20 protein-coding genes are annotated in these 26,952 nt (G+C 70.0%); 8 read left to right on the top strand and 12 right to left on the bottom strand.

Going from position 1 to position 26,952, the window contains the following annotated elements; all coding sequences use genetic code 11:
- Nucleotides 1–25 precede the first annotated feature (25 nt).
- Nucleotides 26–1,579, top strand: coding sequence for a carboxylesterase/lipase family protein (locus ACIRRY_RS03290; RefSeq protein WP_403967355.1), 1,554 nt, complete (start codon nt 26–28; stop codon nt 1,577–1,579).
- 171 nt (nt 1,580–1,750) lie between these two features.
- Here the strand turns inward: ACIRRY_RS03290 and ACIRRY_RS03285 are convergent, their stop codons facing one another.
- Nucleotides 1,751–2,224, bottom strand: coding sequence for a potassium channel family protein (locus tag ACIRRY_RS03285; protein WP_403967353.1), 474 nt, complete (start codon nt 2,222–2,224; stop codon nt 1,751–1,753).
- 168 nt (nt 2,225–2,392) lie between these two features.
- Here ACIRRY_RS03285 and ACIRRY_RS03280 point away from each other — a divergent pair, with 168 nt between their 5' ends.
- The 6 genes from ACIRRY_RS03280 (at nt 2,393) to ACIRRY_RS03255 (ending at nt 7,845) form a co-directional block, all read left to right on the top strand.
- Entirely contained in the window at nt 2,393–2,740 is a 348-nt protein-coding gene (locus ACIRRY_RS03280; protein WP_403967351.1) for a hypothetical protein, read from the top strand.
- 130 nt (nt 2,741–2,870) lie between these two features.
- Nucleotides 2,871–3,734, top strand: a complete 864-nt coding sequence (locus tag ACIRRY_RS03275; RefSeq protein ID WP_403967349.1) for a hypothetical protein — start codon at nt 2,871–2,873, stop codon at nt 3,732–3,734.
- A gap of 113 nt (nt 3,735–3,847) precedes the next feature.
- Nucleotides 3,848–4,660 carry an SAM-dependent methyltransferase gene (locus ACIRRY_RS03270; RefSeq protein WP_403967347.1) on the top strand — a complete coding sequence of 271 codons (813 nt, stop codon included), beginning with the start codon at nt 3,848–3,850 and terminating at the stop codon, nt 4,658–4,660.
- Nucleotides 4,661–4,747: 87 nt separating this feature from the next.
- Nucleotides 4,748–6,151: a glutamine synthetase gene (locus ACIRRY_RS03265; RefSeq protein ID WP_403967345.1), complete on the top strand. Its 1,404-nt coding sequence runs from the start codon at nt 4,748–4,750 to the stop codon at nt 6,149–6,151.
- A 2-nt stretch (nt 6,152–6,153) separates the two neighbouring features.
- A complete protein-coding gene (locus tag ACIRRY_RS03260) occupies nt 6,154–7,293 on the top strand; it encodes an amidohydrolase family protein (protein WP_403967343.1) in 1,140 nt (379 codons plus the stop codon).
- A 24-nt stretch (nt 7,294–7,317) separates the two neighbouring features.
- On the top strand, nt 7,318–7,845 hold the full coding sequence (locus tag ACIRRY_RS03255) for an NUDIX hydrolase family protein (protein WP_403967341.1): 528 nt from the start codon (nt 7,318–7,320) through the stop codon (nt 7,843–7,845).
- Between the two features lie 19 nt (nt 7,846–7,864).
- Here the strand turns inward: ACIRRY_RS03255 and ACIRRY_RS03250 are convergent, their stop codons facing one another.
- Nucleotides 7,865–8,197: a DUF2218 domain-containing protein gene (locus ACIRRY_RS03250; RefSeq protein WP_200691500.1), complete on the bottom strand. Its 333-nt coding sequence runs from the start codon at nt 8,195–8,197 to the stop codon at nt 7,865–7,867.
- A 128-nt stretch (nt 8,198–8,325) separates the two neighbouring features.
- On the bottom strand, nt 8,326–10,086 hold the full coding sequence (locus ACIRRY_RS03245) for a tannase/feruloyl esterase family alpha/beta hydrolase (RefSeq protein ID WP_403967338.1): 1,761 nt from the start codon (nt 10,084–10,086) through the stop codon (nt 8,326–8,328).
- Nucleotides 10,087–10,422: 336 nt separating this feature from the next.
- Here ACIRRY_RS03245 and ACIRRY_RS03240 point away from each other — a divergent pair, with 336 nt between their 5' ends.
- Nucleotides 10,423–11,886 carry an MFS transporter gene (locus ACIRRY_RS03240; protein ID WP_403967336.1) on the top strand — a complete coding sequence of 488 codons (1,464 nt, stop codon included), beginning with the start codon at nt 10,423–10,425 and terminating at the stop codon, nt 11,884–11,886.
- Nucleotides 11,887–11,963: 77 nt separating this feature from the next.
- Here the strand turns inward: ACIRRY_RS03240 and ACIRRY_RS03235 are convergent, their stop codons facing one another.
- The 9 genes from ACIRRY_RS03235 to ACIRRY_RS03195 form a co-directional block, all read right to left on the bottom strand.
- The gene (locus ACIRRY_RS03235) at nt 11,964–12,575 is read right to left on the bottom strand and encodes a sarcosine oxidase subunit gamma (protein ID WP_403967334.1); all 612 of its coding nucleotides are present in this window, start codon (nt 12,573–12,575) and stop codon (nt 11,964–11,966) included.
- On the bottom strand, nt 12,568–15,966 hold the full coding sequence (locus ACIRRY_RS03230; RefSeq protein WP_403967332.1) for a sarcosine oxidase subunit delta family protein: 3,399 nt from the start codon (nt 15,964–15,966) through the stop codon (nt 12,568–12,570). The genes ACIRRY_RS03235 and ACIRRY_RS03230 overlap by 8 nt, the downstream gene beginning before the upstream one ends.
- An 11-nt stretch (nt 15,967–15,977) precedes the next feature.
- Nucleotides 15,978–17,210, bottom strand: coding sequence for a sarcosine oxidase subunit beta family protein (locus ACIRRY_RS03225; RefSeq protein ID WP_403967330.1), 1,233 nt, complete (start codon nt 17,208–17,210; stop codon nt 15,978–15,980).
- On the bottom strand, nt 17,207–18,490 hold the full coding sequence (gene glyA / locus ACIRRY_RS03220; protein WP_403967328.1) for a serine hydroxymethyltransferase: 1,284 nt from the start codon (nt 18,488–18,490) through the stop codon (nt 17,207–17,209). The genes ACIRRY_RS03225 and glyA overlap by 4 nt, the downstream gene beginning before the upstream one ends.
- Before the next feature lie 21 nt (nt 18,491–18,511).
- The gene (locus ACIRRY_RS03215) at nt 18,512–20,950 is read right to left on the bottom strand and encodes an FAD-dependent oxidoreductase (protein WP_403967326.1); all 2,439 of its coding nucleotides are present in this window, start codon (nt 20,948–20,950) and stop codon (nt 18,512–18,514) included.
- Nucleotides 20,951–21,167: 217 nt separating this feature from the next.
- Entirely contained in the window at nt 21,168–22,145 is a 978-nt protein-coding gene (locus tag ACIRRY_RS03210; protein WP_403967324.1) for an ABC transporter substrate-binding protein, read from the bottom strand.
- A 14-nt stretch (nt 22,146–22,159) separates the two neighbouring features.
- Nucleotides 22,160–24,166 (bottom strand): ABC transporter permease, encoded by a 2,007-nt coding sequence (locus ACIRRY_RS03205; protein WP_403967322.1) that lies wholly within the window; start codon nt 24,164–24,166, stop codon nt 22,160–22,162.
- Nucleotides 24,166–25,254 carry a glycine betaine/L-proline ABC transporter ATP-binding protein gene (locus tag ACIRRY_RS03200; protein ID WP_262059602.1) on the bottom strand — a complete coding sequence of 363 codons (1,089 nt, stop codon included), beginning with the start codon at nt 25,252–25,254 and terminating at the stop codon, nt 24,166–24,168. The genes ACIRRY_RS03205 and ACIRRY_RS03200 overlap by 1 nt, the downstream gene beginning before the upstream one ends.
- 20 nt (nt 25,255–25,274) lie before the next feature.
- Complete coding sequence (locus ACIRRY_RS03195) at nt 25,275–26,744, bottom strand: aldehyde dehydrogenase family protein (protein ID WP_403967320.1); 1,470 nt, start codon at nt 26,742–26,744, stop codon at nt 25,275–25,277.
- Nucleotides 26,745–26,952 lie beyond the last annotated feature (208 nt).

Genomic DNA, 26,952 nt, shown 5'->3' with positions numbered 1-26,952 from the left:
CCCGGCCCACCCCGAGGAGTCCACGATGACGGAACCCAACTCCCGTGACACAGCGGCCGGTTCGGCCGCCGCACCCGTGGTGCGCTACGGCGCCGGCGCGGTGCGCGGACGGCTGGAGGACGGGCTGGCGGTCTTCCGCGGCATCCCGTTCGCCGAACCGCCGGTCGGGGAGGCCCGCTTCCAGGCACCGCGACCCGCGCGCGGCTGGGACGGCGTGCGCGAGGCCCACGCCTTCGGGCCGCCGCCCCCGCAGGAGTCCGGATTCCAGGGCCGACGGGGCGTGTTGGAGGGACCGACGGGCGACGACTGGCTGACCGTCAACGTATGGACACCCGCGCCCGACCGGGCGGCCCGCCGACCGGTCATGGTGTGGATCTACGGCGGCGCCTACAAGTTGGGACACGCGGGCAGCCCCGGCTACGACGCCCAGCGCATCGCGCGGGACGGCGACCTCGTGGTCGTGACCTTCAACTACCGAGTGGGCATCGAGGGGTTCGCCCGGATCGACGGTGCCCCCGCCAACCGCGGGCTGCTCGACCAGGTCGCCGCGCTGGAATGGGTGCGGGAGAACATCGCCGCGTTCGGCGGCGACCCCGAACAGGTCACCGTCTTCGGCGAGTCGGCCGGTGCCGGGTCGGTGGCCTCGCTGCTGGTGATGCCGAGCGCCGCCGGACTGTTCCGGCGGGCGATCGCGCAGAGTGTGCCGGGGACCTTCTTCTCCGAGGAGTTGGCCAGGGACATCGCGACCGCGATCGCCGCCGAGGCGGGACTGCGCCCCACGGCCGCCGACCTCGCGACCGTCGACCCGCGTCAACTACCTTCGGCGGGCGAGTCGTTGACCGCCAAGATGCACCAGTACGAGGACCGGTGGGGTGAAGTCGCCCATACGCTCAGCCCCTTCGCGCCCGTCGTCGACGGCGAGGTGCTCCCCACCACGCCCTGGCAGGGTGTCGCGGCGGGCGCGGCCCGGGACGTGGAACTGATCGTCGGTCACAACCGGGACGAGTTCCGCCTGTTCACCGTGCTCGACGGGCAGTTCGGGAAGATCACCGAGGAGGACGCGGCGACCGCGCTGCGCCGGTTCGGCCCGGGCCCCGACGCCGAACAGGCCTATCGCGCCGCCTTCCCGAACGCCGCGCCGGGCGAGCTGCACGAACTCGTCCAGTCCGACCGGGTGTTCCGCATGCCCTGCCTCCACCTGGCCGAGGCGCAGGTCGCCGCCGGTGGACGCGCGCACGTCTACGAACTCACCTGGCCCGCCCCGGGGTTGGGCGGTGTACTGGGCGCCTGCCACGGCCTCGACATCCCGCTGCTCTTCGGCACGTTCACCGCCGACCTGGGCAATCTGCTGTTCGCCGACGTCGAGCCCTCCCCCGAGGCGCTGGCACTGTCGTCCCGTTTCCGCGCGTCCTGGACGGCGTTCGCGCGGACGGGCGACCCGGGCTGGCCCGCATACGACACCGGGCGCCGGTCGGTGCAGGTGCTCGACGCGGAGCCGGTGGTCGCGGCCTACCCGGAGGAGACCTCGCGGCGGCTGTGGGAGGGGTATGCCTTCGCCGCACTGACGTTGGTCGAATAGGCGGCCCTCTCTCGATCGGCGGGATCGGGCGGCGCGGAACTCGCACGGCGCTGCCCGTCGGCTTCATCACCGGGACCGGGGTTCGGGGCGATCACCCGCTCGCCGCTCGGCGTACGCCTCCTCCAACCACCCGCCGCATCCCTCGTGCCCGTACACCGTTTCCCCCTCACCTCACCCTCCCGCCCCCTCGCCCTTCCCTCCCACCATCCGCTCCAGCCGATCGAAGCGCGCATGCAGCGCCCGCACCGCCTCCTCGCCCAACTCCTCCGCACCGTGCACGAGTTGATGGCGACGGCGCTGTTCCCGGCCGACGAACCACGTGGCCAGGGCCGCCGTGACGAGGCCGTACGTGGTGATGCCGGCGACCATCACCACCGAGCCGACGACGCGGCCCCACAGTGTCACCGGGTAGAAGTCCCCGTACCCGACGGTCGTCGCCGTCTCGATGGACCACCACAGAGCCTTCGGGTACGACGTCAGATTGGCGCCGCGCGCTCCGTGTTCGGCGGCGACCACCGCCCAGGAGCCCACCAGCATCACCACGCCGAGGACCGCCGTCGCCGTGCCCGCCGTCTTCAGGTGGAGCGAGCGGCCCTCCCTGCCGAGCAGCAACTCGACCGCCCTGGTGAGGAATCCGGGCAGCATGGTCACTCCTTCGCGTCACGGTGGCGGGGCCTGTGGCCAGTGTCGGGGCGGGCGCGAGCGCGGGCATGCCGGGCGGGGCGTTCGAGTTGCCGTACGACCTGCGGCGTTGTGCGCTGGGGGCAGTGCCGGTCGCCCGACCGTCCGCCCCACTCGACGGAGGAATCTGCCATGACCGCGGAACCCCGAGCCGTGCCGGAGACCTTCGCGTTCACCTGTGGTGACTGCGGCCACTGCTGGGAGGCCACCTTCCAGGTGATGTTCTTCACCGATCCGACCGACGCCTCCGGACTGACCACGCAGGAGTACGTCGACGAGGAGGGGAAGGCCCTCAGATCACCCCTCGCCGACGCGATCTGCACCAAGTGCGGCGGGCGCACGGTGCATGTGCTGGAGGCCGGGCTCGCGGCCCGGGCGCGCCGCGCGGAACACGAACCCCGGCCGCCGCACGAGCACCACGAGCACCGTCTGCATCTGCCGCACCGGCATTCCGGCCCACCGGAGGACGGGACCCGCTGACGTACCGGCCACCCCCGAGCGGCAACGCGCCCTACCCACCGTGACTCACCCGTACGGCCCCCTGCGCTGGAGGGTCGGGCGGCCCGATGGTGCGCTGAGGGGACCAGCCACTCCTCCTGGAGGCCCCGCCATGCACCGTCGCCCGTCCTCCCGCCCCGTCCGTGCCCTCGCCCCGGTCCTGGCGGCGGGCGCGCTGCTGACCTGCGCGGCCTGCTCCGGCGGCGGTGGTGCGGGCGGCGACAGCGCCTCGGAGGTCGCCGCCTCCCCGCTCGCCGCCGAGTCCGAGCTCGCCGCGCCCCGTACGGAGAAGTCCGCAGCTCCCCGTGCCGAGTCCACCGCCCCCGTCCTCACCCCGGCCGGAGCCAGGACCGCGCTGATCACCGAGTCGGACCTCGAAGACAACTGGACGCAGGTCCAGGACGCCGCCCGCTGGGGCGACAAGCTGATCGTCGGCAAGGTCGACGTCGCCGACTTCCTCACCGCGAAGACGAACGCCGCCGACTGCCAGAAGCTGCTCGACGCGCTCTACGACGACGATCTCCTCGGCAAGCCGACCGGCGCGTCCGCGCTGACCGGGTTCGAGCAGAGCAACTCCCGGCTGCTGTACCAGGTCGCCGCCTACGACCGGGCCCGGCTCGGCACCTCCCTGAACTGGCTGAAGACGCTGCCGGTGAAGTGCGACCAGTTCACCGCGACCGACTCCAAGGGCGGCCACAGGACGGTCCAGGTCATCGAGAGCCCGGTGCCCTCCGTGGGCGACGCCCGGCAGGGTCTCCAGGTCACCGTCACGGGCACGAGCGGCAGCGAACCCACCACGCTCACCGTGGAGTTGGCCGTCGTCCGGGTCGGCACCGACGCGATCACCGTCACGTCCGGCGGCCTCGACGGCACGGAGGCCGACACGACCGGGACGGCCGTGCAGCAGGGCACCGCACGCCTCAAGGACGTGCTGGCCGGACGCACGCCGACCGCCCAACCCGGCGACGTGAACTGACAGTTCACCGTTCCCGAAGAACAAGTGACCTAATCTTCATGGACACTTGGGCCGGGTGATCACCCGGCGGCACAATGGCGGGGACGGCAACGCGGGCGAGAAGGAGCCACCACGTGACTGACAGCGACACCCCGGCAGCGGAACCGACCCGGCTCAACACCGGTGTGGCGCACAACGCGCGCGTGTGGAACTACTGGATCGGCGGCAAGGACAACTACGAGATCGACCAGCGGGTCGGCGAGCACGTCGCCGGAATGTTCCCGGTGATCCGTGAAGTGGCCCGCGCCGACCGGGACTTCCTCGGCCGCGCGGTCCGCTTCCTCGCGACCGAGCGCGGGGTGCGGCAGTTCCTCGACATCGGGACCGGACTGCCGACGGTCGACAACACGCACGAGATCGCGCAGCGCGTCGCTCCGGACGCGCGCATCGTGTACGTCGACAACGACCCCCTCGTCCTGATCCACGCCCGCACCCTGCTGACGAGCACCCCCGAGGGCGTCACCGACTACATCGACGCGGACGTGCACGACCCGGCGTCGATCGTCCAACGGGCCGCCGACACACTGGACTTCGACCGTCCCGTCGCGGTGATGATGCTGGGCATCCTGAACTTCATCCTCGACACCGAGGCCGCCCGGGAGGTCGTGCGCAACGTCATGGCCGCGGTCCCCTCCGGCAGTTTCCTGGTCCTCACGCACCCCACCTTCGACGCCGACCTCGGCGGCGAGGGCAATGTCCCGGCGATGACGTTCTGGAACGAGAACGCCACTCCCCCGATCACCGCCCGCAGCCGCGCCGACGTCGCCGCCTTCCTCGATGGCCTCGAGCTCGTCGAACCCGGTCTGGTGCCGTGCTCCCAGTGGCGTCCGGACTCCGACTCCCCGGCCGTGGTACCGCAGTTCGGAGCGGTGGCCGTGAAACCCTGACACGGAGACGCCGACCGTCGCGGCCCCAGCCGTTGTCCCCACAACCGCCGTGGCCGCGACCCTCGTGGACGCGACCGTGGAGGACGTATGACCACCCTTGCCGACCCCCTGCCCGGCGGCCGCCCCGGCGAGGCCGAACGCGCCACCGCGCTGGCCGCGGAACTGACCGGGCGGGGTGTGCACGGGATCGTGCTGGCCTACGTCGACACCGCGGGCGTGGGCCGGGTGAAGACGGTCCCGACCGCGAAGCTCGCCTCGGCGGCGGCCTGGGGCGTCGGCATGTCCCCGGTGTTCGACACCTTCCTGGCGGACGACTCCATCGTCACCACCGACGTCCTCGGCTCCCCGGACGGCGATCTGCGGCTCTACCCCGACCTCGACCACCTGGCCATCCTGTCCGCACAGCCCGGCTGGGCCTGGGCCCCGGTCGACCGCATCACCCAGGAGGGCGAGCGCCACCCCGGCTGCAGCCGCACCTTCCTGCGCCGTACGGTCGTAGAGGCGCAGCGGCTCCACGGGCTCGGCTTCCGGGCGGGCATCGAGATCGAGTGGGCGCTCGGCCTGGCCGCGGCACCCGACGGCGCGTTCGTCCCCGCCACGTCGGGTCCCGCGTACAGCGCGATCCGACAGGTCGAACTGAGCGACTACGGCGCCGAGTTGCTGTCGGCCCTGGCGGCCCAGGGCGTGGACGTGGACCAGTTCCATCCCGAGTACGCGGCCGGGCAGTTCGAGCTCTCGGTGGCCGCGCTCGACCCGGTCGCGGCGGCCGACCGCAGTGTCCTGGTACGACAGACCGTGCGCGCGGTGTCCGGGCGGCACGGTCTGCGCGCCTCGTTCGCGCCGGCCGTCCTCGCCCGGGGTGTCGGCAACGGCGGGCACATCCACCTCTCCGCCTGGCGCGACGGTACGAACCTGCACACCGGGGGCGACCGGCGCTACGGCATGACGGCCGACGCCGAGTCGTTCGCGGCCGGTGTCCTCGCCCACCTCCCCGCGCTCACCGCCGTGACCGCCCCCAGTCCGGCCAGCCGCTTCCGCCTCCAACCCTCCCAGTGGGCGGGGGTGTTCACCGCCTGGGGCCGTGAGACCCGCGAGGCCGCGGTGCGCGTCGTCACCGGTACGGCGGGGCAGCGCGCCCAGGCGGCGAACCTGGAGGTGAAGCCGGTCGACCTGGCCGCCAACCCCTATCTCGCCCTCGGCTGTCTGATCGCCGCCGGCCTCGACGGTCTGACCTCGTCGGCCGCCCTGCCCGAGGAGACCACCGGCGACCCCGCGCACCTCGGCACGACGGAGGCAACAGCCCGTGGTGTACGGCGGCTTCCGACCTCCCTGGCCGAGTCGGTCGCGGAGTTCCGCAAGGACGAGCTGCTGCGGGCCGCGCTCGGCCCGGTCCTGGCCGACGCGGTGACCGCCGTACGGCAGGGCGAGATCGCGGCCGTGGCCGAACTCGACGACGAACAGATCGCGGCGGCCTACCGCTGGAAGTACTGACGATGGGCACCGGACCGGTCCACGAGGCGCTCGCCGCACTGGAGTTGGTGGACCACCACTGCCACGGCGTCGTCACCGACGACCTGGACCGGGCGGCCTTCGAGTCGCTGCTCACCGAGGGCGACGTCTGGCCCGGCAGCGGGATCTCACCGTTCGACAGCCCGGTCGGGATCGCCGTACGCCGTTACTGCGCACCCGTGTTGGACCTGGAGCGGCACGCGCCCGCCGACACATACCTCGCCCGGCGCGCCGAGTTGGGGTCGAGTGAGGTCAACCGGCGTTTCCTCGCCGCCGCCGGAACCGACGTGTTCTGCGTCGACACCGGGTTCGCACCCCACGACATCACCTCACCCGCCCAACTGGCCGACGCGGCGGGCGCCGTGGCCCATGAGGTCGTACGACTCGAAGCCGTCGCGGAGTCCGTGGCCGCGCGGGGTGTGGAGCCGGACGGGTACGCCGACGCGTTCCGGGCCGCCGCGCTGGACGCGGTGCGGCGGCCGGGGGTGGTGGCGGTGAAGTCGGTGGCCGCGTACCGGACGGGTTTCGATCTCGACCCGGCCAGGCCCTCGGCGGCGGAGGTGGCCCGGGCGGCCCACGTCTGGCTGGCCGAGGGCGGACGCCTCCACCACCCGGTCCTCGTGCGGGAGTTGCTGTGGACCTCGGTCGACCTCGGCCTCCCCCTCCAACTGCACACGGGCTTCGGCGACAACGACATCCGACTGCACCGCACGGACCCCGCCCTCCTCACGGACTGGCTGCACCTGACCGCCGGGACGATCCCGGTCCTGCTCCTGCACTGCTGGCCGTACCAGCGTCAGGCCGGCTACCTGGCGGCCGTCTTCGAACAGGTGTACCTCGATGTGGGGCTCACCCTGCATCATGTGGGTCCGGTCCGGGCGCGGGCGGTGCTGGCGGAAGCGCTGGAGATCACACCGTTCCGCAAACTGCTGTACAGCTCCGACGCCTATGGTCTGTCGGAGTTCTACGGTCTCGGGGCGCTGGCGTTCCGCCGGGGTCTGGGGGATCTCCTCCAGGAACGGGTGGACGCCGACGAACTGGGCCTGCCCGACGCGCTGCGCCTGGCACGCTGGGCGGGGGCCGACAACGCCCGCCGGGTCTACCGGCTATCCGACGGACACTGAAAGTATGATCAAGCAATGTCTGACATGACCGATACCACGCCCGGTTGGCTGTCCGCCGACGACCTCGAACAGGCACGCGCCCGCATGCCGATCCTCTACGTCGAGGCGGTCCCCGTCCGCGTCGACGACAGCGGCGAAGTGACCAGCATCGGACTGCTGCTGCGCATCGGCCCCGACGGCACGGTGAACCGCACGCTCGTCTCCGGCCGTGTGCTGCACCACGAGCGGGTCCGTGACGCCCTGCTGCGCAACCTGGAGAAGGACCTCGGCCCGGTCGCGCTGCCCCGGGTCCCGGCCTCGCTGCAGCCGTTCACCGTCGCCGAGTACTTCCCGACGCACGGGGTCACCCCGTACCACGACCCCCGGCAGCACGCGGTGTCCCTCGCCTACGTCGTACCGGTGACCGGCGACTGCCGGCCCCGCCAGGACGCCCTCGACCTCGTCTGGTTCAGCCCGGAGGAGGCCGCCTCGGAGGCACTGCGGAGCGAAATGCCGGGCGGGCACGGGGTGTTGCTCAAGCAGGCGCTGGCGCACGTGGGTTGCGTGTCCTGACCGGGGCGGCCACCGTGGCTCAGGCAGAGTCGCCCGGGCTGCGCTGGCTGGTGCCGGGCTCTCCGTTGTCGCGCCGCCACTCGACGATCAACTCGTCCTTGGTGCCGAAGCGGACCAGATGCCGGCCCACCACGTCTTCCAGCCGATCGAGGAACTCGGGCTCCGCCTCCACCGCGAGCAGCAACGCCCCCTCGGCGGCGGTCAGCGATCCTGTGCCGTCCTGGAAGACGAGACGCCCCTCCCCGGTCTCCTCGTCCCAACTGGTCTCGCTGCGACGGCCCAGGTGGGAGGCGAGTTGCTTGGCGTAGCGCTGCGGTCGGTCGGTGACGACGCGGGCTTCCGATCGGGACATGACGGCTCCAGGGTGACGGGAGTGCACAACGACTCGATGGTGCCGGAGAGTTGGACCGACCGCACGGACACGACACCCGGCACGGTCCGCAAGGTATGGATGCCGTGCCGGTCGCCTTCGGCCAAACGTCAGTTCTTGCCCTTGCTGACCACCCACTTGCCGCCCACCCAGTTGCCGACCGTCTCGTAGCCGGAGCGGAAGGAACCGAGCCAGTCGAGCTTCAGATCGGCCTCGGCGGTGGACTTGACGGGGGTGTAACCGCTCGCGTCGGTCGTGTTCTTCGCGTAGTACGGGAACGGATAGACCGGGCGGGAGGCGGTGGTGTTCCCGCCGCTGTCGACCGACTTCGTCGTCAGGCTCGCCGGGGCGTCGCCCTTGGTCACCCAGTCGGTGATCGCGGTCAACGCGTCGAAGGTGTCCGGGCCCTGGCCGCCGCCGCAGTGCGCGACGCCGGGGAGCAGGAAGAGCCGGGCGAAGCTCTTGGTGGCCGCCTCGCCGCCGACGGCCTTCTCAACCGCCTTGTAGTAGGCCATCGTTCCCACGGCCGGGATGTGCTGGTCGCCGAGACCGTGCCAGAGGATCAGCTTGCCGCCGGCCTTCTTGAACGCGGTGAGGTCGGGGTCGGTGGCGTCGTACATGCCCTCGCCCCGGCTCATGACCTTCTTGTAGTAGGCGGCCGTGAACTTGATGTCCTTGTACGTCAGGGTCGGCTGCGGGCCGTCGAAGATCTGGTAGCGCAGGGTCTCCCGGACGAAGCTGATGTCGCCGCTGGAGCCGGTGGCGGTGGCCGGGGTGATGATGCCGGCCCAGTTCAGCTCGGAGCCCCGCAACTGGTAGCCCGGGTAGAGCAGTCGGCCGTGTTCGTCGGTGGGTCCGGCGTAGACGCGGCGCAGCGTGGTGACCTGGTCGGCGGTCAGGCAGTACGCGTCGGACGTCGAGGTCCGGCCCGTCTCGCACTGGATGGTGCCGGGGTCCCAGGTGCAGCTCAGCGGGTCGGCGATGATGCCGTCGGCAGGAGAGCCGCAGCCCTTGAGGACGGCCTTGTGGAGATCCGCGAGGTCGGCGTTGGTGATCGTCGCCGGGCCGCCATTGAGGTACACGGACTGGGCGGTCCAGGCGTGCGAGAAGGTGTTCAGCGCGGTGAAGTTGTTGGCCGGGGCGCCGGCGATGACGCCGTCGAAGTCGGTCGGGTAGCGCTGGGCCTCGGTGAGGGCCTGGTGGCCGCCCTGGGAGCAGCCGTCGAAGTAGGAGTGGGTGGCCGCCTGGCCGTAGTACTGCTTGATGATCGCCTTGGCCGCCTGGACCAGTTCGTGGTCCGACTTGTAGCCGAAGTCGGCGCGCAGGGTCGGGTCGGTGGAGAAGAGGCCGCCGCCCTGGTAGTGGCCCTCGTCGCTGGAGGCGACCGCGAAGGCGCCGGTGGTCAGGGGGACGCAGCCGGCCGAGGCGGGGGCGCTGGTCACGTTGACGTTGCCGCACAGGCCGCCGCAGCCGACCTGGAGGTAGTTGGCCTGCCAGCCGGTCTCGGGCAGCTTGATCTCGAAGTGGAGTTGCGGGGCGATGACGCCCTTGACGTCACAAGCCGCCCAGTTGCCAAGGGTGTTGGCGCTCGCGGCGAGTTCGGTGGCCGAGCTGATCTCGAAGGGCACACCGGGTACGGCGGCGGCCAGGTCGAGTTGGGCGATGCCGGAACAGGACATGGCCGGTGCGATGCCCGAGGTCGCGGTGTTGGCGGAAACGGCGTTCGCCGAGGCCGAGCCGGCGGTCTGCGCACCGCCGGTCACGCTGTTGGCCAGCGCCACGCTCGCACCGGTCACCAGCGCGACGGCCGCCGCGAGGGTGGCGAGGAAGGTGGCCGAATTCCACCGACACCTTCTGAACAGCTTGAGCATGCTGGGTACTCCGTTCGATCGCCGGATCGGGCTCGGTGCGCGAGGAACGTAGCCCTCCGGCAAGGCACGGGCAAGAGCGTCGACCGAATCGTTGACGATTTTGTCGAAACCTGGCCCCCGTGCGTCTCAAACAGCGCTGACCAGGCCCGGAGCCGACACGGGCCGCAAGGTTAGCTTGCGCCGGGCGCTCGACATCGACCTCACGCCCACCACCGGCCGCCCGGTATTTCAGCCACCGGGACTCTTTTTCTGCACGTCCCATTGATTGTACCGACCGTTAGGTCTAATTTATCGGCTCTCTGGACCTTCGCTCCGCTCACTTACGGAAGGCCGCCGATGTCCTCCCAGACTCAGCTCAGTCCCCCTCACGAAGACGAGACACCCCCCTCCACCACCCGCAACGTCCTCGTCATCGTCGCTCTCGTATGGACCGTCCAACTGGTCGCGCTCGTCGCCGCGTTGTCCGGTATCGCGCAGGCCGATGTCGCGATCCACTTCCGGACCACCAATATCGCCTGGTTCACCCTGATGACCTTGCTGACCGGGACCTTCTTCCTGCCCTTCGCGGTCAAGGCCGCGGCCATCTTCGGCAAGAAGCGCGTCCTGCTCGCCGCCACCGGGCTCGGCTTCATCGGCGACCTGGTCGCCGCCGTCGCCACCGACTACCGCACCCTGTTGATCGGGCGCGGCATCGCGGGCATCTACACGGCCACCGCGCCGCTCGCCTACGCGATCACCCGCGACGTGTTCCCCCGCCGCTGGGTCGGCCTCGCCAGCGGAATCCTCGCCGGCGGTATCGGCCTCGTCGCCTTCGGCGGACCTTTCCTGTCCGGCTGGCTCCTGGACGACTACGGCTTCCGCGGCGTGCTGTGGTTCATGGCCATCAGCACCGCGCTGAGCTTCGTACTGGTGGGCGCCTTCGTGCCGGAGAGCCCGATCCGTGCGGCGGCCGGCCGAATGGACTGGGCCGGCGGAATCCTCCTGGGCGGAGGAATCACGGCGCTCGTCTACGCCGTCGGTGAGGGATCGCACTGGGGCTGGAGCAGCGGCAGGTTCATCACCTGGGTCGTCGGGTCGGCGGTCGCGTTGATCGCCTTCGTGCTCGTCGAGCGCAAGGTCGCCGAACCACTGTTCCCGTCGGCCATGACCCGGCGTCGTCCGGTGTGGACCGTGCTCCTGGCCACGTCCGTCGCGGCCGGCGCGCTCAGCGCCGTCGGCGTGGTGATCCAGTTGCTGATCCTGATGCCGAAGATCCCCACCATCTCCGACGGCCTGGGCTGGTCCGGGACCCACAACGCCATCGTCACCAGCCCGATCAGCGCCATGATCATCGTGGGGGCCGTCGGTACCGGCGCGCTCGCCCGCCGGATGGACTCGCGGATCCTGCTGGGCGCCGGCGCCCTGCTCGCGATCTTCGGCTACGGTCTCGGCACCCACCTGCACCACAGCGCTCCGCAGATCATCGGGATGGGTGTGTTCGCCGGGCTGGGCACAGGCATCGTCATGGCCAGCGTGCCCATCATGATCATCGAGGCGGTGACTCCCGAGGAGCAGGCCTTGGCCAACGGCGTCCAGACCCTCGGTATGGGCGTCGTGCAGATCATCGTCTCCCAGGTGGCCTTCGTCGTGATGGCACAGCACGGGGCGATCCTCAAGGGCACCCAGTTCTACCTCGACGCCGGGTTCACCAACGGGCTCTGGTTGGTCGTCGGTTGCGTCACCGTGGGTGCGGTACTCGTACTCCTGATCCCCAAGACCAAGCACCTCGACGAGGTGCAGGTCGGCCAGGCTGTCGCCTGACCCCACCCGCACAACCACCCGCACACGGAAGGCCGTTCTCCCGGCGACGGGCGAACGGCCTTCGGCGCGGGGCGGGTTCAGTCGTTGCGCACGTACTCCGCCGCCGCGTCGAGCAGCCAGTCCGTCAGATACCCGGCGAAGGAGGAACGGACCAACACCCAGAATCCGGCGCCGACTTCGTCCCGTGCGACTAGGACGACCTGGGCGCGGGCCAGGGTCGTCTGGGCGCAGCGTCCGGCGCCGAAGGCGCGCGGGTGCAGGTCCAGCGGGCAGCCGTGGGCCAGCAGATCGCGGGCACGCGCACCGGATACCAGAAGGGTCGTGCGCTGGGCCGAGACATCGGTGACGGCCACGTGCTCGTCACCGCTCGCCGCCCGGATCCGGCTCTCCACATCCCGCTGCGTGTCCGGCGGCCCCACCACCAGCCACTCGTCAGGACCCAGCCACAGCACGGTCAACTCCCCCGCCCGCACCACCGTGTCGGGCTCAAGGGGCAACGACAGACCCAACGCGAGTCCTACGGCGTCCGCCGCCGCGCCCTTCGCGTCGAGCCTGACGTTCACCTGGGCCAGGAAGGGCAGTTCGGCCAGCCGGACCGCGCCGCCGGAGGAGCGGGTCGTGGCCGCCAGCCGTTCGGCGGCGCCCGCGAGAGGGCTGCGGCGCGGGACGGAAAGGGCGGTGTCAGCCATCGCGGCGGGCTCCCTCGGGGTCGTAGAGGACGGGGCTTGCGACGGTGACCGGGATCAACTCGCCGCCGACGGGGGCGTAGAGGCGTTCGCCGATGCGGTCCCGGCCGCCCTTGATCAGGGCGAGGGCGAAGGTGCGGCCGAGGGCGGCGCTGCGGTAGCTGGAGGTGACATGGCCGAGCATCGGGACGGGCGGCGGCGGGAGCACGCTGTCGGCGATCAGTTGGGTGCCCTCGGGGAGGAACGCGGTGGGGTCGTCGGGAAGCAGGCCGACGAGGTGTTTGCGGTCGGGGCGGACGGCGTCGGCGCGGGCGTAGGAGCGCTTGCCGATGAAGTCGGGCTTCTTCTTCGAGACCGCCCAACTCATGCCCAGATCCTGGGGCGTCACGGTGCCGTCGGTGTCCTGGCCGATGATCGGGTAGCCCTTCTCGGCGCGCAGGACGTGCATGGTCTCGGTGCCGTACGGGGCGATACCGAAGGGGGCACCGGCCTCGTACAGCGCCTCCCACAGGGCGAGGGCCTCCCATGGTGACACGTTGATCTCGTAGGCGAGTTCACCGGAGAAACTGATCCGGCACACCCTGGCCTCGATGCCCGCGACGGTGGTGTCCCGCCAGGCCATGAACGGGAAGTCGTCGTTGCCGACGGCCAGTTGGGGCGCGAGCGAGCCGAGCACCTCACGGGAGCGGGGGCCGACCAGGGCGACGGTGGCCCACTGTTCGGTCACCGAGGCGCAGTGGACGCGGAGTTCGGGCCACTCGGTCTGGTGCCACTCCTCCATCCAGTCCAGTACGGCGGCGGCGTTGCCCGTGGTCGTGGTGACCAGGTAGCGGTCCGGTGCGAGGCGGATGGCGGTGCCGTCGTCGAAGACCATGCCGTCCGGGCGGCACATGACGCCGTAGCGGATCATGCCGACCTTCAGGTTGCTCATCATGTTGGTGTAGAGCCGGTCGAGGAAGACGGGCGCGTCCGGGCCCTGGACGTCGATCTTGCCGAGGGTGGAGCCGTCCATGAAGCCGACTCCCTCGCGGGCCGCCGCGCACTCGCGCAGGACCGCGGTCTCCATGTCCTCGCCGTCGCGCGGGTAGTACCAAGGGCGCTTCCACTGGCCGACGTTCTCGAACTGGGCGCCCTGCATCACGTGCCAGTCGTGCAGGGCCGTCGTGCGGATCGGGTCGTGCAGCGCGCCCCGGTCGCGGCCGGCGAGGGTGGCGAAGGAGACGGGTGTGTACGGCGGGCGGAATGTTGTCGTGCCGAGGTCCGAGATGTCGACGCCGAGGAGTTCGGCGACCACTCCGCTGGCCAGGACGCCGGAGGTCTTGCCCTGGTCGTTGGCCGTGCCGGCCGTCGTGTAGCGCTTGGTGTGCTCGACGGAGGTGAGGCCGGCGGCGGTGGCGCGGGTCAAGTCGGCGACGGTGACGTCTCGTTGGAGATCCACGAAGCGGGGGGCTTCGGTGGCGGAAGGGACCAGGAAGACCTGCATGGCGGGGGTGGTGTCGGGCTCCGTGGGCACCTGGGGCAGGTTCGGTGCCTCGGCGGTGTAGCCCTCGGCCTCGATCGCACGGATGCCTGCGGACGCGCCCTGCGCGAGGGTTTCGGCCAGGTCCGATGCCCCGTTCGCGCTGCCCGCGACCTCGACTGCCTGTCGGCAGGTGTCGGGGACGAAGGAGCCGAGGGTTTCGTCGTGGCGGAGTTTGCCGCCGGCCTGGCTGAAGAGGTGGGCGACCGGGTTCCAGCCGCCGGAGACCAGGAGGAGGTCGGTCGTGAAGTGCCGTGTCGTGGTTGCGCTTTCGGCGTACGGGGCGACCGTCACGGCGGTGAGTCGTGGGGCGCCCTCGGTGCCTACGACCGCGTGGCCGGTCAGTACCTCGATGCCGGCCTCGCGGGCTCGGCGTGCCCACTCCCTCGGCTCGTTCTCGGACGAGCGGGTGTCTACGATCGCCGCGATGTGGATTCCGGCCCTCGCGAGGTCCAACGCGGCTGCGTACGCGGTGTCGTTGGTGGTGAAGACGACGGCCTGGCGGCCGGGCAGGACGCCGTGGCGGTTGACGTAGGCGCGGGCCGAGGCGGCGAGCATCACTCCGGGGCGGTCGTTGTCCGCGAAGGCGAGTGAGCGTTCGTGCGCGCCTGTCGCGAGGACGACTCGGCGGGCTCGGATGCGCCAGACGCGTTCGCGGGAGACGTGGGTGGGGGCGGCTGCGCCGAGGTGGTTGGTGCGGCGTTCGACGGCCAGGAGGTGGTTGTCGTCGTAGTGGCCGAAGACTGTGGTGCGGGGCAGGATGCGTACGTCGGGGGCGGTGGTGAGGTTCTCGTTCAACTCCCTTACCCAGTCCTGGAGTTCGGCTGTGTCCAGGAGGCTGCCGCCCAGGTCGGGGCGGTCGTCGGCGAGGATGACTCGGGCTCCGGTGTGGGCGGCGGCGGATGCTGCGGCCAGGCCAGCCGGGCCCGCGCCCACGATCAGGAGGTCACAGTGGGCGTGGACGGCGTCGTAGCGGGCGGGGTCCGGTTCCGTGGCGAGGCGGCCCTGGCCCGGGAGGCTGGTCGCTACCAGGCCGTCGTACAGCTCGACCGTCGTCGCGGGGAGCATCGGCTCGGGGAAGGGGGCCTCTATCTGGATGACGGCGTTGGGTTCTTCGACGCCTGCGGTGAAGATGCCTCGGGGGCGGCCGAGTTTGATGCTGGTGCCGGTTTGGATGATGCCGTTGGCGAGGAGGGCGGAGGCGAGGGTGTCGCCTTTGTAGCCCGTGTATTCGGTGCCGTCGAAGGTGAAGGTGAGGGGGGTGTTTCGGTGGATTCGGCCGCGGGTGGGGTGGCGGAAGGGATTGCCCTCGGCAGAGCCGCTGATGGATGCAGCGCCCCCGCCGCCCCCACCCGTCCCGTCCTCCAGGGGCTCTGCCCCTTCGACCCCGTTCCCAGGGGGCTCCGCCCCCTGGACCCCCGTCGGCCCTGAAGGGGCCTCGTCCTCAAACGCCGGACGGGCTGATGGTGCGGGCCTGTGCTGAAGAGTGGACGCCGGGCCGGCTGGAAGTGACGTGCCCGGCTGCGAAGTCGCCGGACCGGCCGAGGACGCCTGGCCTGGCTGAGAGGGTGCCGGGCTCCCAGGCACAGTCCCGAAATCACTGGCCTCCGGTCGCGGCTCCCCCGCCCGATACACCCTCAGGATCTCGTTCGTCGACGTGTCCCGTACCGCGTTGAACCAGCGGCGGCAGCCCGCCGCGTGGCTCCAGCGTTCCGCGAACGGGCCCTTCGGGTTGGCGCGGAAGAACAGGTAGCGCGCCCACTCCTCGTCGCTCAGGTCTGCGGGGGTCTCCGGGTAGGCCACGTGGGCCTGGCCGCCGTAGTGGAACTCGGATTCGTCGCGGGGCCCGCACCAGGGGCAGGGGATCAGCAGCATGGTTGGGCTCCCTAGTGGGCCACCGCGGCGGCGCCGTGCTCGTCGACGAGCGCGCCGGTGGTGAAACGGTCGAGCGAGAAGGGGGCGTTGAGGTGGTGAGGCGTGTCGTGGGCGATGGTGTGGGCGTAGACCCAGCCGACGCCTGGAGTCGCCTTGAAGCCTCCGGTTCCCCAACCGCAGTTCAGGTAGAGGTTGTTGACCGGGGTGAGGCCGACTATGGGGGAAGCGTCGGGGGTGACGTCTACGATGCCGCCCCAGGTGCGCAGGACGTGCGCTCGGGCGAAGACCGGGAAGAGTTCCAGGGCCGCCGCCATCTGTTCCTCGATGATGTGGAACGCGCCGCGCTGGGTGTAGGAGTTGTACGAGTCGATGCCCGCGCCCATCACCAACTCGCCCTTGTGCGCCTGGCTCACGTACACGTGGACCGCGTTGGACATGACGACCGTGGGGTGGACCGGTTCCAGCAGTTCCGACACCAGTGCCTGCAACGGGTGGCTCTGGAGCGGGAGTTGGATGCCCGCCATGGCCGCGAGGACCGAGGTGTGGCCGGCTGAGCACAGGGCTACCTTGCCTGCCGCTATCGGGCCGAGTGTCGTCTGTACGCCGACCACCCTGCCGTCGACGATGTCCAGCCCGGTGACTTCGCAGTTCTGGATGATGTCGATGCCCGCGGCGTCCGCCGAGCGGGCCAGGCCCCAGGCCACGTGGTCGTGCTTCGCTATGCCCGCGCGTGGTTGGTAGGTGCCGCCCATGACCGGATAGCGCACGTCCGGCGAGACGTTGACGATCGGGCAGACCTCCTTGACCTGCCGTTCGTCGAGCCATTCCGCGTCCACGCCGTTCAGGCGGTTCGCCTCGACGCGGCGGACACTGTCGCGGACGTCCTGGAGGCTGTGGGCGAGGTTGAGCACTCCTCGCTGGGAGAAGAGGATCGGGTAGTCCAGCTCCTCCTCCAGGCCCTCCCACAGCTTCAGCGCGTGCTCGTAGATGCCCGCGCTCTCGTCCCAGAGGTAGTTGGAGCGGATGATCGTGGTGTTGCGGGCCATGTTGCCGCCCGCCAGCCAGCCCTTCTCCAGCACCGCGACATTGGTGATGCCGTGGTTCTTCGCCAAGTAGTGGGCGGTGGCCAGGCCGTGGCCTCCGCCGCCGACCACGATCACGTCGTACGAGCGTTTCGGCTCGGGGGTGCGCCAGAGCCAGTCGGGGTGTTCGGGGAGGTCGGCGCCCGGGGTGCGCGGGGTCATCGGGGGTCGTCCTCCTCGGACAGGTGCGGGTAGAGCGGGTGCTTCGCCGCGAGGGCTTCCGTGCGGGTGCGCAACTGGCCTGTGTCCGGCTCCGGTTGGAGGGCCAACGCGATCACGTCGGACACCTCCGCGAAGTCCTCCTCCGTGAAGCCTCGCGTCGCCAGTGCCGGGGTGCCGATGCGCAGCCCCGACGTGACCATGGGCGGGCGGGGGTCGAAGGGGACCGCGTTGCGGTTGACGGTGATGCCGATCTCGTGGAGGAGGTCCTCCGCCTGTCTGCCGTCCAGTTCGGAGTCGCGCAGGTCGACCAGGACGAGGTGGACGTCCGTGCCGCCGGTCAGGACCCTCACACCGGTCGCGGCCACGTCGGCGCGGGTGAGGCGTTCGGCGAGGATGCGGGAGCCGGCGAGGGTTCGGGCCTGACGTTCGGCGAACTCGGGTGAGGCGGCGACCTTGAACGAGACCGCCTTCGCGGCGATGACATGCTCCAGCGGGCCGCCCTGCATACCGGGGAACACCGCCGAGTTGATCTTTTTGGCGAGGTCGGCCTCGTTGGTGAGGATGACTCCGCCGCGCGGGCCGCCGAGGGTCTTGTGCGTCGTCGTCGTGGTCACGTGTGCGTGCGGGACCGGGTTCGGGTGCAGGCCCGCCGCTACCAGGCCCGCGAAGTGCGCCATGTCGACCATCAGCAGGGCGCCCACCTCGTCGGCGATCCGCCGGAACTCCGCGAAGTCCAACTGCCTTGGGTACGCCGACCAGCCCGCGATGATCATCTTGGGGCCGTGTTCCTTGGCGAGGCGTTCCACCTCGTCCATGTCGACCAGGTTGTCGGTCTCGGAGACGTGGTACGGCACCACGTTCAGCATCTTGCCGCTGTAGTTGAGGCGCATGCCGTGGGTGAGGTGGCCGCCGTGCGCGAGGTCGAGGCCGAGGATCGTGTCGCCGGGCTTCAACAGGGCGAAGAAGACCGCCGTGTTGGCCTGCGCGCCCGAGTGCGGCTGGACGTTTGCGAAGCCCGCGCCGAAGAGGGACTTGACCCGCTCGATCGCCAACCGCTCGGTGACGTCCACGTGTTCGCAGCCGCCGTAGTAGCGGCGGCCGGGGTAGCCCTCCGCGTACTTGTTGGTGAGGACCGAGCCCTGCGCCTCCAGCACGGCGGAGGGCGCGAAGTTCTCGGAGGCGATCATCTCCAACGTGGACTGCTGGCGGTGCAGTTCGGCGCGGAGCGCGGCGTGGACCTCGGGGTCCAGTTCGGACAGGGGGGTGTTCAGCGCGTTCATTCGGCGTTCTCGTCCTTCCGGCTAACCGCGGAGGCGGGACATCGTCGGATCGAACAGTGGCTCCGCCGCGACGACCGCCTCGACGCGCTCGTCGAAGTAGCCGATGTGCAACGTCGTTCCGGGGGTGGCGAGTTCGGAGGGCAGCCAGGCGTACGCGATGCCCTTGCCGATCGTGTAGCCGTAGGCCGCGCTGGTGACGTAGCCGACGGGGCGCTCGCCGTCGTAGACCGGCTCCTTGCCCATGACGACGGACCTGGGGTCGTCGATGGTGAGGCAGGTCAACTGCCTCTGTACGGCGGTCTTTCGGCGTTCCAGTGCGGCCTTGCCGATGAAGTCGCCCTTGTCGAGCTTGACGGCGAAGCCGACGCCGGCCTCGTAGGGGTCGTGCTCGTAGGTCATGTCGGTGCCGAAGGAGCGGTAACCCTTCTCCAGGCGGAGGCTGTTGAAGGCGCCGCGGCCCGCGATGACACCGCCGAGGGGCTGCGCCGCCTGCCACAGGGTGTCCCAGAGTTTCTGGCCCTGGTCGGCGGTGGTGTACAGCTCCCAGCCGAGTTCGCCGACGTAGGACAGGCGCATGGCGGTGACGGGGACCGTGCCGATGTAGGCGTGTTTGGCGCGGAAGTACTTGAGGCCGTCGTTGGTGAAGTCCTCGTCCGTCAGGGGCTGGAGGACCTTGCGGGCCAGGGGGCCCCACAGACCGATGCAGCAGGTGCCGGGGGTGATGTCGCGGACCTGGACCGTGCCGTCGGCGGGCAGGTGGCGGGTGAACCAGTCGAGGTCGAGGTTGCCGTTGGCGCCTACCTGGAAGCGGTCGCGGGACAGGCGGGCCACGGTGATGTCGCTGCGGATGCCGCCGTCCTCGTCCAGGAGCAACGTGTACGTCACCGAGCCGACCGACTTGGCTACCTTGCCGGTGACCAGGCCCTCCAGGAAGTCGGCGGCACCGGGGCCGGTCACCTCAAGGCGTTTGAGGGCCGTCATGTCGTACATCGCGACGGTCTCGCGGGTGGCCTGTGCCTCGGCGCCGACGATGGGCGACCAGTACTGGGCCGCCCAGTCGTTCGGGGTGGGGACCGAACGGCCTTCCACCAGGCCGGAGTTGGCCTCGTACCACTGCGGGCGCTCCCAGCCGTTCGCCTCCAGGAAGACCGCGCCGTGTTCCTGCTGGCGGGTGTAGAAGGGGCTGGTGCGGATCGGGCGCGGCTTACCGGACGGCTGGAGGGGGTGGAGGATGTCGTAGACCTCGACGAAGTTCTGGCAGTCGCGGGCCAGGACGTACTCCGGGGCGAGTTGGTGCTGTTCGAAGCGGTTGACGTCGCACTCGTGGAGGTCGAAGGACGAGCAGTGTCCGTCGACCAGCCATTCCGCCATCGCGCGGCCGACGCCCGCCGAGTGCGTGACCCAGACCGCCTCGGCGACCCAGAAGCCCTTGACCTCCGAACTCTCCCCGAGGAGCGGGAAGTTGTCGGTGGTGAAGGAGAAGAGGCCGTTGATGCCCTCCTCGACCTTCGCGTCCTTCGTCGCGGGGAGCAGGGACTGCGTCTCCGTCCACGCGGGCGCGAAGTCGTCCTCGGTGAACTTGAGGACGGACGGCATGTCCGCCGCCTCGTCGACCGAGAGGATCTCGTCGGCCGTGATGGGCATCGGGCGGTGGCCGTAGTAGCCGATGCCGATGGCGTCGAAGCGGTCGCGGTAGTAGAGGTCGGCGTCCTGGTGGCGCAGGATCGGGCGGACGGCCTCCTCGGTCTGTCCGGCGAGGGCGGGTACCGGTCCCGTCCAGGCGAGTTGGTGGCCGAGCGGGGTCAGCGGAAGGTTCATGCCGACCATGCGGGCGATCTTCGGGCCCCAGATGCCGGCGCAGCACACGACGATGTCGGCGGGGATCTCGCCCTGGTCAGTGAGGACGCCGGTGACGCGACCCTCGGACCGCTGGACGTCCAGGACCTCGTGGCGGGCCAGGAAGGTCACGCCACGCTCCGTCGCGCGGCGGATCTGGGCCTCCACCGCGAGGACGGCCTTCGCGAGGCCGTCGGTGGGAACCAGGAGGCCGCCGAGGACCCGGTCGGGGTTCACCAGCGAGTGCTGCTCGACGCACTCGTCCGCGGTGAGCAGACGGGCCTCGATGCCCCAGGCGGTGATCCAGCCGTGGCGGCGGTGGAGTTCCGCGACGCGCTCGGGGGTGGTGGCGACTTCGAGGCCGCCGACCTGGAGGAAGCAGGGCTTGCCGTCGACGTCGAGGGAGCAGAACTTCTCGACGGTGTAGCGGGCCAACTCGGTCATGGTCTTCGAGGAGTTGGTCTGGAAGACCAGCCCTGGGGCGTGCGAGGAGGAGCCCCCGGTGGCGGGCAGCGGGCCCTGGTCGACCACGGTCACTTCGGTCCAGCCTCGCGCGGAGATCTCGTCCGCCAGCGCCGCCCCCACGACGCCCGCTCCGATGATGACCACTCGGGGTCCCGCCATCGCCGCACCTCCGGCTAGAGAGCAATCCGGTTGCTGTCTGCGCAACATGCTTCAGGTTGCGCAACTCAATGTGCCCGGCGCGAGGAGTGGGTGTCAAGGGGTCCCGTGACGTCGGACGGCACCCCTGATCACCGGCCGGAACATGGCGATGCCCGGTGGGCGGTACGCACCTGCGCGCACCGCCCACCGGGCATGGTCAACCCTGTTCTTCCGCCGCCTACTTGACCCAGGCGTCCACCTTGGCCTGGTTGGCGTCGACCCACTTCTTCGCCGCCGCGTCGTCGGACAGCTTGTCCTGCGCTATGTACTTGGCGACGGTGTTCTGGTCCTCGTTCGTCCAGTTGAAGTTCTTCACCAGGTTGTAGGCGGGGCTGCCCGACTTGGCGAACTTCGCGCTGACGATCTTGTCCAGGTCGTAGACCGGGTAGTCGCAGGCGATCTTCGAGGCGACCGCGTCACAACCCGTCGTGTACGTGGGCAGCGTGACCTTCTTGAGCGCCACCTCGGACAGGAACCACTGCGGCTCGTAGAAGTAGCCGATGACCCACTGCTTGTTCTTCTCGGCGGTGCGGAAGGCCTGGATGAGCGCGGTCTCGCTGCCCGCGTACACCACCTTGAAGTCGAGCTTCAGGTTCTTCACCAGCGCGGCGTCATTGGTGACGTACGACGGGTCTCCGTCGAGGAGTTGGCCCTTGCCGCCCGACTCGGAGGTCTTGAACTTCGACGCGTACTTGTTGAGGTTCTTGTAGTTGAGGATGTCGGGGTGCGCCTTGGCCAGCCACGGCGGCACGTACCAGCCGATGATGCCTTTGTTGCCGGTCTGGCCGGCCTCGACGGCGGTCTTCTGGCCGGTGATGTACTTCTTCTTGAGGTCGTCGTGGCCCCAGTTCTCCAGGACCGCGTCGACCTCGCCGGTGCCGAAGCCCTGCCAGGCGATCTCCTCTTTCAGGTCCTTCTTGTTGACCGTACAGCCGAGTTGGTGCTGGGCGACGTACGCGACGACCGCCGCGTCCGCCTCGTAGCCCACCCACGGGTTGACCGCGAGGTTGAAGGTCCCGCACTTCGCCGAGCTGCCCGCGCTGCTGCCCGAGCCGGAGCCCGAGGACGTGTCGCCGACCTTCGCCCCGCCGCAGGCGGTGAGGGTGAGGCCGAGGACGGCCAGGCCGGCCGCGCCGGTTCGCCAGTGTCTTGCCATGGTGTCGTGCTCCTTTAAGCGCTGGTTCGGCGCGCGGCCGCCTGAGTGATCCGGTCGAACATGACTCCGAGCAGGACGATGGCCAGCCCCGCCGCCAACCCCTTGCCGTACAGCTCGCTCTGGGAGAATCCGGCCACGACGTCGTAGCCGAGGGCGCCGGCTCCCACCAGGCCGCCCACAACAACCATCGACAGCACATAGATCAGGCCCTGGTTGGTCGCGAGAGTCAGGGCGCTGCGTGCCATCGGCAGTTGAACCTTGGTGATGATCTGCCAGGTGTTGCACCCGGCCGCCGTGGCCGCCTCAACTGTCGTCTCCGGTACGGTCCGTACCCCGTCGGCGACGATCTTGATGGCGACCGGTACGGCGTACACGACGGCGGCGACGATCGCGGTGAAGCGGGTCGCGCCGAACAGCGCCAGGAACGGCACGAGATAGACGAACGGCGGCATGACCTGCGCCGCGTCCAGCGTGGGCCGCAGCAGCCGGTCCACCATCGTGCTGCGCCCCATCCACACGCCGAAGGCGATGCCGAACAGCATCACGATCACGGTCGCCACGACGGTCGAGGCCAGCGTGGTCATCGCGTCCGACCAGACGCCGGTGCCCACAAGCAGCCCTACACACACGGCGGTTGTGATCCCGGAGCGCCAGCCGCCGACGACCACGCCGATCCCGATCAGTGCCGCGCCGACGAGCCACCACGGCGAGTCGGTGAGCAGCGACTGGAACGGGTTGAGCAGACCGTTGGTGATCGCGTCCCGGAAGGCGTTGGTGATGCCGGAGAGGTTGTCCTGCGCCCAAGTCGTCACGCTGTCCGCCGCGTTGGCGATGTGCGTGCCCGTGGTGCCGTCACCGGGGAATTGCGCCGCCCAGAGGTAGGTGTGCGACAGATAGATCAGCACCACGGCGACCACCGCGCCCGAACCGAGCAGCGGGCGGCGCCACTTGAGGAAGCGGCCACTCGAATTGCGGGCCTGTTCCGCCCTGGTGCTGGACGCGGTGGTGACGCGGTCGAGGACGATGGCCATGATGACGATCGCCAGGCCCGCGTTGAACGCCGTACCGACGTCGAGCGACTGGAGGGCCTGCATGACGGTCTTGCCAAGGCCGGGGGCGTCGATCAGGGCCGCGATGGTGACCATCGCCAGGGCGGCCATGATGGTCTGGTTGACGCCCATCACCACGGTCCGTTTGGCCATCGGCAGCAGCACCTTGATCAGCGACTGCCAGCGGGTCGAGCCCATGGAGTCGGCCGCCTCGACCGTCGTCTCCGGGACGTTGCGGATGCCGTGCGCGGTGATGCGGATCGCGGGCGGGGCCGCGTAGATCACCGTGGCGATCACGGCGGAGGCCGGGCCGATGAGGAAGATCAGCGTCAGCGGCGCGAGGTAGACGAAGGTCGGCATCGTCTGCATGAAGTCGAGGAAGGGCGTGATGATCCGGTTGAACCGGTCGGACAGCCCCGCCCACACCCCCAGGGGGATGGCGAACACCAGCGCCACGAGCACGGCGGAGAGGGTGAGCGCCAGGGTGTCCATGCTCTCCTGCCACAGGCCCTGGAGCCCGAAGAAGGCGAAGCCGGCCATGGCGAGGAGCGCGACCCGCCAGTTGCCGACGGCCCAGGACACGAAGCCGGCGATGCCGACGACCCCGAGCCAGCCGATCTGCGGCACCGGACGGTCGCCGCTCGGCTGCGAGATCAGGTCCTGGACGAAGGTCACCAGGTTGTCGATGACCAGGCGGATCTCGTTGAAGAAGTAGAGGAAGAGCGGGTTGGAGTTACGGTTGGCGCCGACCGAGTCGTTGAGGTCGTTGAACCACCGGTGCAGTCCGGTGAGATCGGCCGCCGCGAGCGTCAGCGTCTGCTTGCCGCGCAGTACGGCGAACAGCACCAGCCATGCGACGAGGATCGCGCCGACCATCATGGGCCGCGTGATCTTGCGGCGCGGGCCCTTCAAGTCCGGTACGGCGTCCGCGACTTGCGCTGCGGGCTCCGGTTTCTCCACGGCGACGGTCATCACGCGTCGCCTTCCCGCCCGGCGACGACCGCGAGGATCTCCTCGTCGCCGACGATGCCGAGCAGCTTGCCGTTCTCGACGACCTTGACCGGCCTGTCGGCGGCCAGAACAGCCCGGGTGGCCTCGCGTACGACGACGTCCGGGCCCAACTCGGGCCCGTCCAGGGCGTCTTCGTCCACGGCGGGGCGCATGATCCAGCGCAGGGTGAGGACGTCCCCGCGCGGCACGTCCTTCACGAACTCACGCACGTAGTCGTCGGCCGGAGCACCGACCAGCTCGTCGCCCGTACCGCACTGCACCATCTTGCCGTCACGCATGATGAGGATGCGGTCACCCAACTTCAGGGCCTCGGACAGGTCGTGGGTGATGAACACCATGGTCTTGCCGACCTCGTGGTGCAGCCGGATGACCTCGTTCTGCATGTCGCGGCGGATCAGCGGGTCGAGCGCGGAGAACGGTTCGTCGAAGAGGAGGACGTCCGGGTCTCCGGCCAACGCCCGGGCGAGCCCGACGCGTTGCTGCATGCCGCCGGACAGCTGGTCGGGGTAGGAGTTCTCGTATCCGGAGAGGCCGACCAACTCGACGACTTCCAGGGCCCGTTTGGTGCGCTCGGCCTTGCTCATGCCGCGGATCTCCAGGCCGAACGACACGTTGTCGACGACCCGGCGGTGCGGCAGCAGCCCGAAGTGCTGGAAGACCATGGAGAACTTACGGCGCCGCAGCTCGCGCAGCCGCTTGGCGTCCGCGTCCCGGATGTCCTCGCCCTCGAAGACGATCTCCCCCGCGGTGGGTTCGATCAGCCGGGTCAGACATCGCACCAGGGTGGACTTCCCGGAGCCGGAAAGACCCATGACGACGAAGACCTCGCCGGGCGAGACCTCGAAGTTCACATCGCGTACGGCGGCGGTGCAGCCGGTGCGGTCCATCAGCTCACGACGGGTGAGCCCGCACAGTTCCTCTGAGTCGGGTACCTGGTCCGCCTTCGGCCCGAACACCTTCCACAGCTTGCGCACGGAGATGACCGGGGTGGGGCCCGAGTCCTGGGGCGTGCCGCGCCGCTGCGGCACCTCGGTCTGTGCTGGGGTCACGATCGACCTCTTTTCGGCGTTCAGCCGCGGAACCAGTGCTGCGGCCGGGGTTGGATGTTCTGCCAGATGTGCTTGGGCTCTCGGTACTCGTCCAGGCCGGTCGGTCCCAACTCCCGGCCCACGCCCGAGTGTCCGAAGCCACCCCATTCCGCCTGCGGCACATAGGGGTGGTAGTCGTTGATCCACACCGTGCCGTGCCGCAGCCGCCGGGCGACCCGCTGGGCCTTCCCGGCGTCCTGGGTCCAGACGGCGCCGGCGAGTCCGTACTCGGTGTCGTTGGCGATGCGTACGGCGTCGTCCTCGTCGGTGAAGCGCTCGACGGTCAGCACGGGTCCGAAGGACTCCTCGTGCACCACCCGCATGTCCTGCGTGCAGCCGTCGAGGACGGTCGGGGGGTAGAAATGCCCGTCGGCGAGGGCGAGTTCGGTCGGCCGCGCGCCACCGCAGCGCAGTACGGCACCCTCGGCGATACCGGCCGCGACATACGCCTCGACCTTCTCGCGGTGCTGTGCGGAGATCAGCGCGCCGGTCTCGGCCTCGGGGTCGAAGGGGCCGCCGAGCCTGATCTGCCGGGCGCGGCGCACCACTTCGTCCACGAAGCGGTCGTGCAGCGAGTCCTCGACGATCAACCGGGCGCCTGCGGAGCAGACTTGGCCGGAGTGCAGGAAGACGGCCGTGAGCGCGAAGTCCACGGCCGTCTCGAAGTCGGCGTCGGCGAAGATGACGTTGGGGTTCTTGCCACCCAGCTCCAGCGCCACCTTTTTCACGGTCGCGGCGGCGGTGGCCATGATGCGTTTGCCGGTCTCCAGGCCCCCGGTGAAGGAGACCAGGTCGACGGCGGGGTCCTCGGAGAGCGGCGCGCCCACCTCGGGTCCGGCGCCGAGCACGAGATTGGCGACCCCGGCCGGCAGCCCCGCCTCCTCCAGCGCCTTCATCAGCAGGATGGAGGTGGAGGGCGTCAGCTCACTGGGCTTGAGGACGATCGTGTTCCCGGCGAGCAGCGCCGGGGCGACCTTCCAACTGGCTTGCAGCAGCGGGTAGTTCCAGGGCGTGATGAGCCCGCACACCCCAACGGGCTCGTAGACGACCCGGCTTACGGCGTCGTCGCGCCCGGTGTCGATGACCCGGCCGGCGTCGGTCCCGCCGATCCCGCCGTAGTAGCGGAAGCAGGAGACGACATCGGCGATGTCGTACTCGCTCTCCACCAGCCGCTTGCCGGTGTCCAGCGACTCGGCGCGGGCGAATTCCTTGGCGTCGCGCTCGAGGATGTCTGCGGTGCGCAGCAGCAGGGCACCGCGCTCCCGCTCGGGGGTATGCGGCCAGGGCCCTTCGTCGAACGCACGGCGGGCGGCGGCGATCGCGGCCTCGGTGTCGGGACGCGTTCCCTCGGACACCGTCGCGGCGAGCGTGCCGTCGGCGGGACAGCGAATGTCACGGTGACCGCCGGCCACCGCGGCGCGCCATTCTCCGTCCACATACAGGTCTGCCACGTGTGGAGCCCTTCGAGCGAATTTCGTTGCGCATCGTGCACCGTATTGCTTGTGGTGGAACACCCTGGCGAATGTGCAGACATACGTCAAGGGGTTGGCAGATGACGATTTCGCCATGCGGCCCATTGCCCGGCCGCCTCTTGACCGAGAGCGGCACGGGACCCAACCATGTTGCGTATCGCTCACCATGTTGTGCGATACGCACCAG

Source organism: Streptomyces sp. NPDC101776 (assembly GCF_044766845.1).
Classification (GTDB): Bacteria; Actinomycetota; Actinomycetes; order Streptomycetales; family Streptomycetaceae; genus Streptomyces.
This window is presented reverse-complemented; position numbering and strand designations above follow the sequence as displayed.

Coding starts and splice junctions, on each gene's coding strand:
- ACIRRY_RS03290 (WP_403967355.1), top strand. CDS start 26: ATGACGGAACCCAACTCCCGTGACACAGCGGCCGGTTCGGCCGCCGCA.
- ACIRRY_RS03285 (WP_403967353.1), bottom strand. CDS start 2,224: ATGCTGCCCGGATTCCTCACCAGGGCGGTCGAGTTGCTGCTCGGCAGG.
- ACIRRY_RS03280 (WP_403967351.1), top strand. CDS start 2,393: ATGACCGCGGAACCCCGAGCCGTGCCGGAGACCTTCGCGTTCACCTGT.
- ACIRRY_RS03275 (WP_403967349.1), top strand. CDS start 2,871: ATGCACCGTCGCCCGTCCTCCCGCCCCGTCCGTGCCCTCGCCCCGGTC.
- ACIRRY_RS03265 (WP_403967345.1), top strand. CDS start 4,748: ATGACCACCCTTGCCGACCCCCTGCCCGGCGGCCGCCCCGGCGAGGCC.
- ACIRRY_RS03260 (WP_403967343.1), top strand. CDS start 6,154: ATGGGCACCGGACCGGTCCACGAGGCGCTCGCCGCACTGGAGTTGGTG.
- ACIRRY_RS03255 (WP_403967341.1), top strand. CDS start 7,318: ATGACCGATACCACGCCCGGTTGGCTGTCCGCCGACGACCTCGAACAG.
- ACIRRY_RS03250 (WP_200691500.1), bottom strand. CDS start 8,197: ATGTCCCGATCGGAAGCCCGCGTCGTCACCGACCGACCGCAGCGCTAC.
- ACIRRY_RS03245 (WP_403967338.1), bottom strand. CDS start 10,086: ATGCTCAAGCTGTTCAGAAGGTGTCGGTGGAATTCGGCCACCTTCCTC.
- ACIRRY_RS03240 (WP_403967336.1), top strand. CDS start 10,423: ATGTCCTCCCAGACTCAGCTCAGTCCCCCTCACGAAGACGAGACACCC.
- ACIRRY_RS03235 (WP_403967334.1), bottom strand. CDS start 12,575: ATGGCTGACACCGCCCTTTCCGTCCCGCGCCGCAGCCCTCTCGCGGGC.
- ACIRRY_RS03230 (WP_403967332.1), bottom strand. CDS start 15,966: ATGCTGCTGATCCCCTGCCCCTGGTGCGGGCCCCGCGACGAATCCGAG.
- ACIRRY_RS03225 (WP_403967330.1), bottom strand. CDS start 17,210: ATGACCCCGCGCACCCCGGGCGCCGACCTCCCCGAACACCCCGACTGG.
- glyA (WP_403967328.1), bottom strand. CDS start 18,490: ATGAACGCGCTGAACACCCCCCTGTCCGAACTGGACCCCGAGGTCCAC.
- ACIRRY_RS03215 (WP_403967326.1), bottom strand. CDS start 20,950: ATGGCGGGACCCCGAGTGGTCATCATCGGAGCGGGCGTCGTGGGGGCG.
- ACIRRY_RS03210 (WP_403967324.1), bottom strand. CDS start 22,145: ATGGCAAGACACTGGCGAACCGGCGCGGCCGGCCTGGCCGTCCTCGGC.
- ACIRRY_RS03205 (WP_403967322.1), bottom strand. CDS start 24,166: ATGACCGTCGCCGTGGAGAAACCGGAGCCCGCAGCGCAAGTCGCGGAC.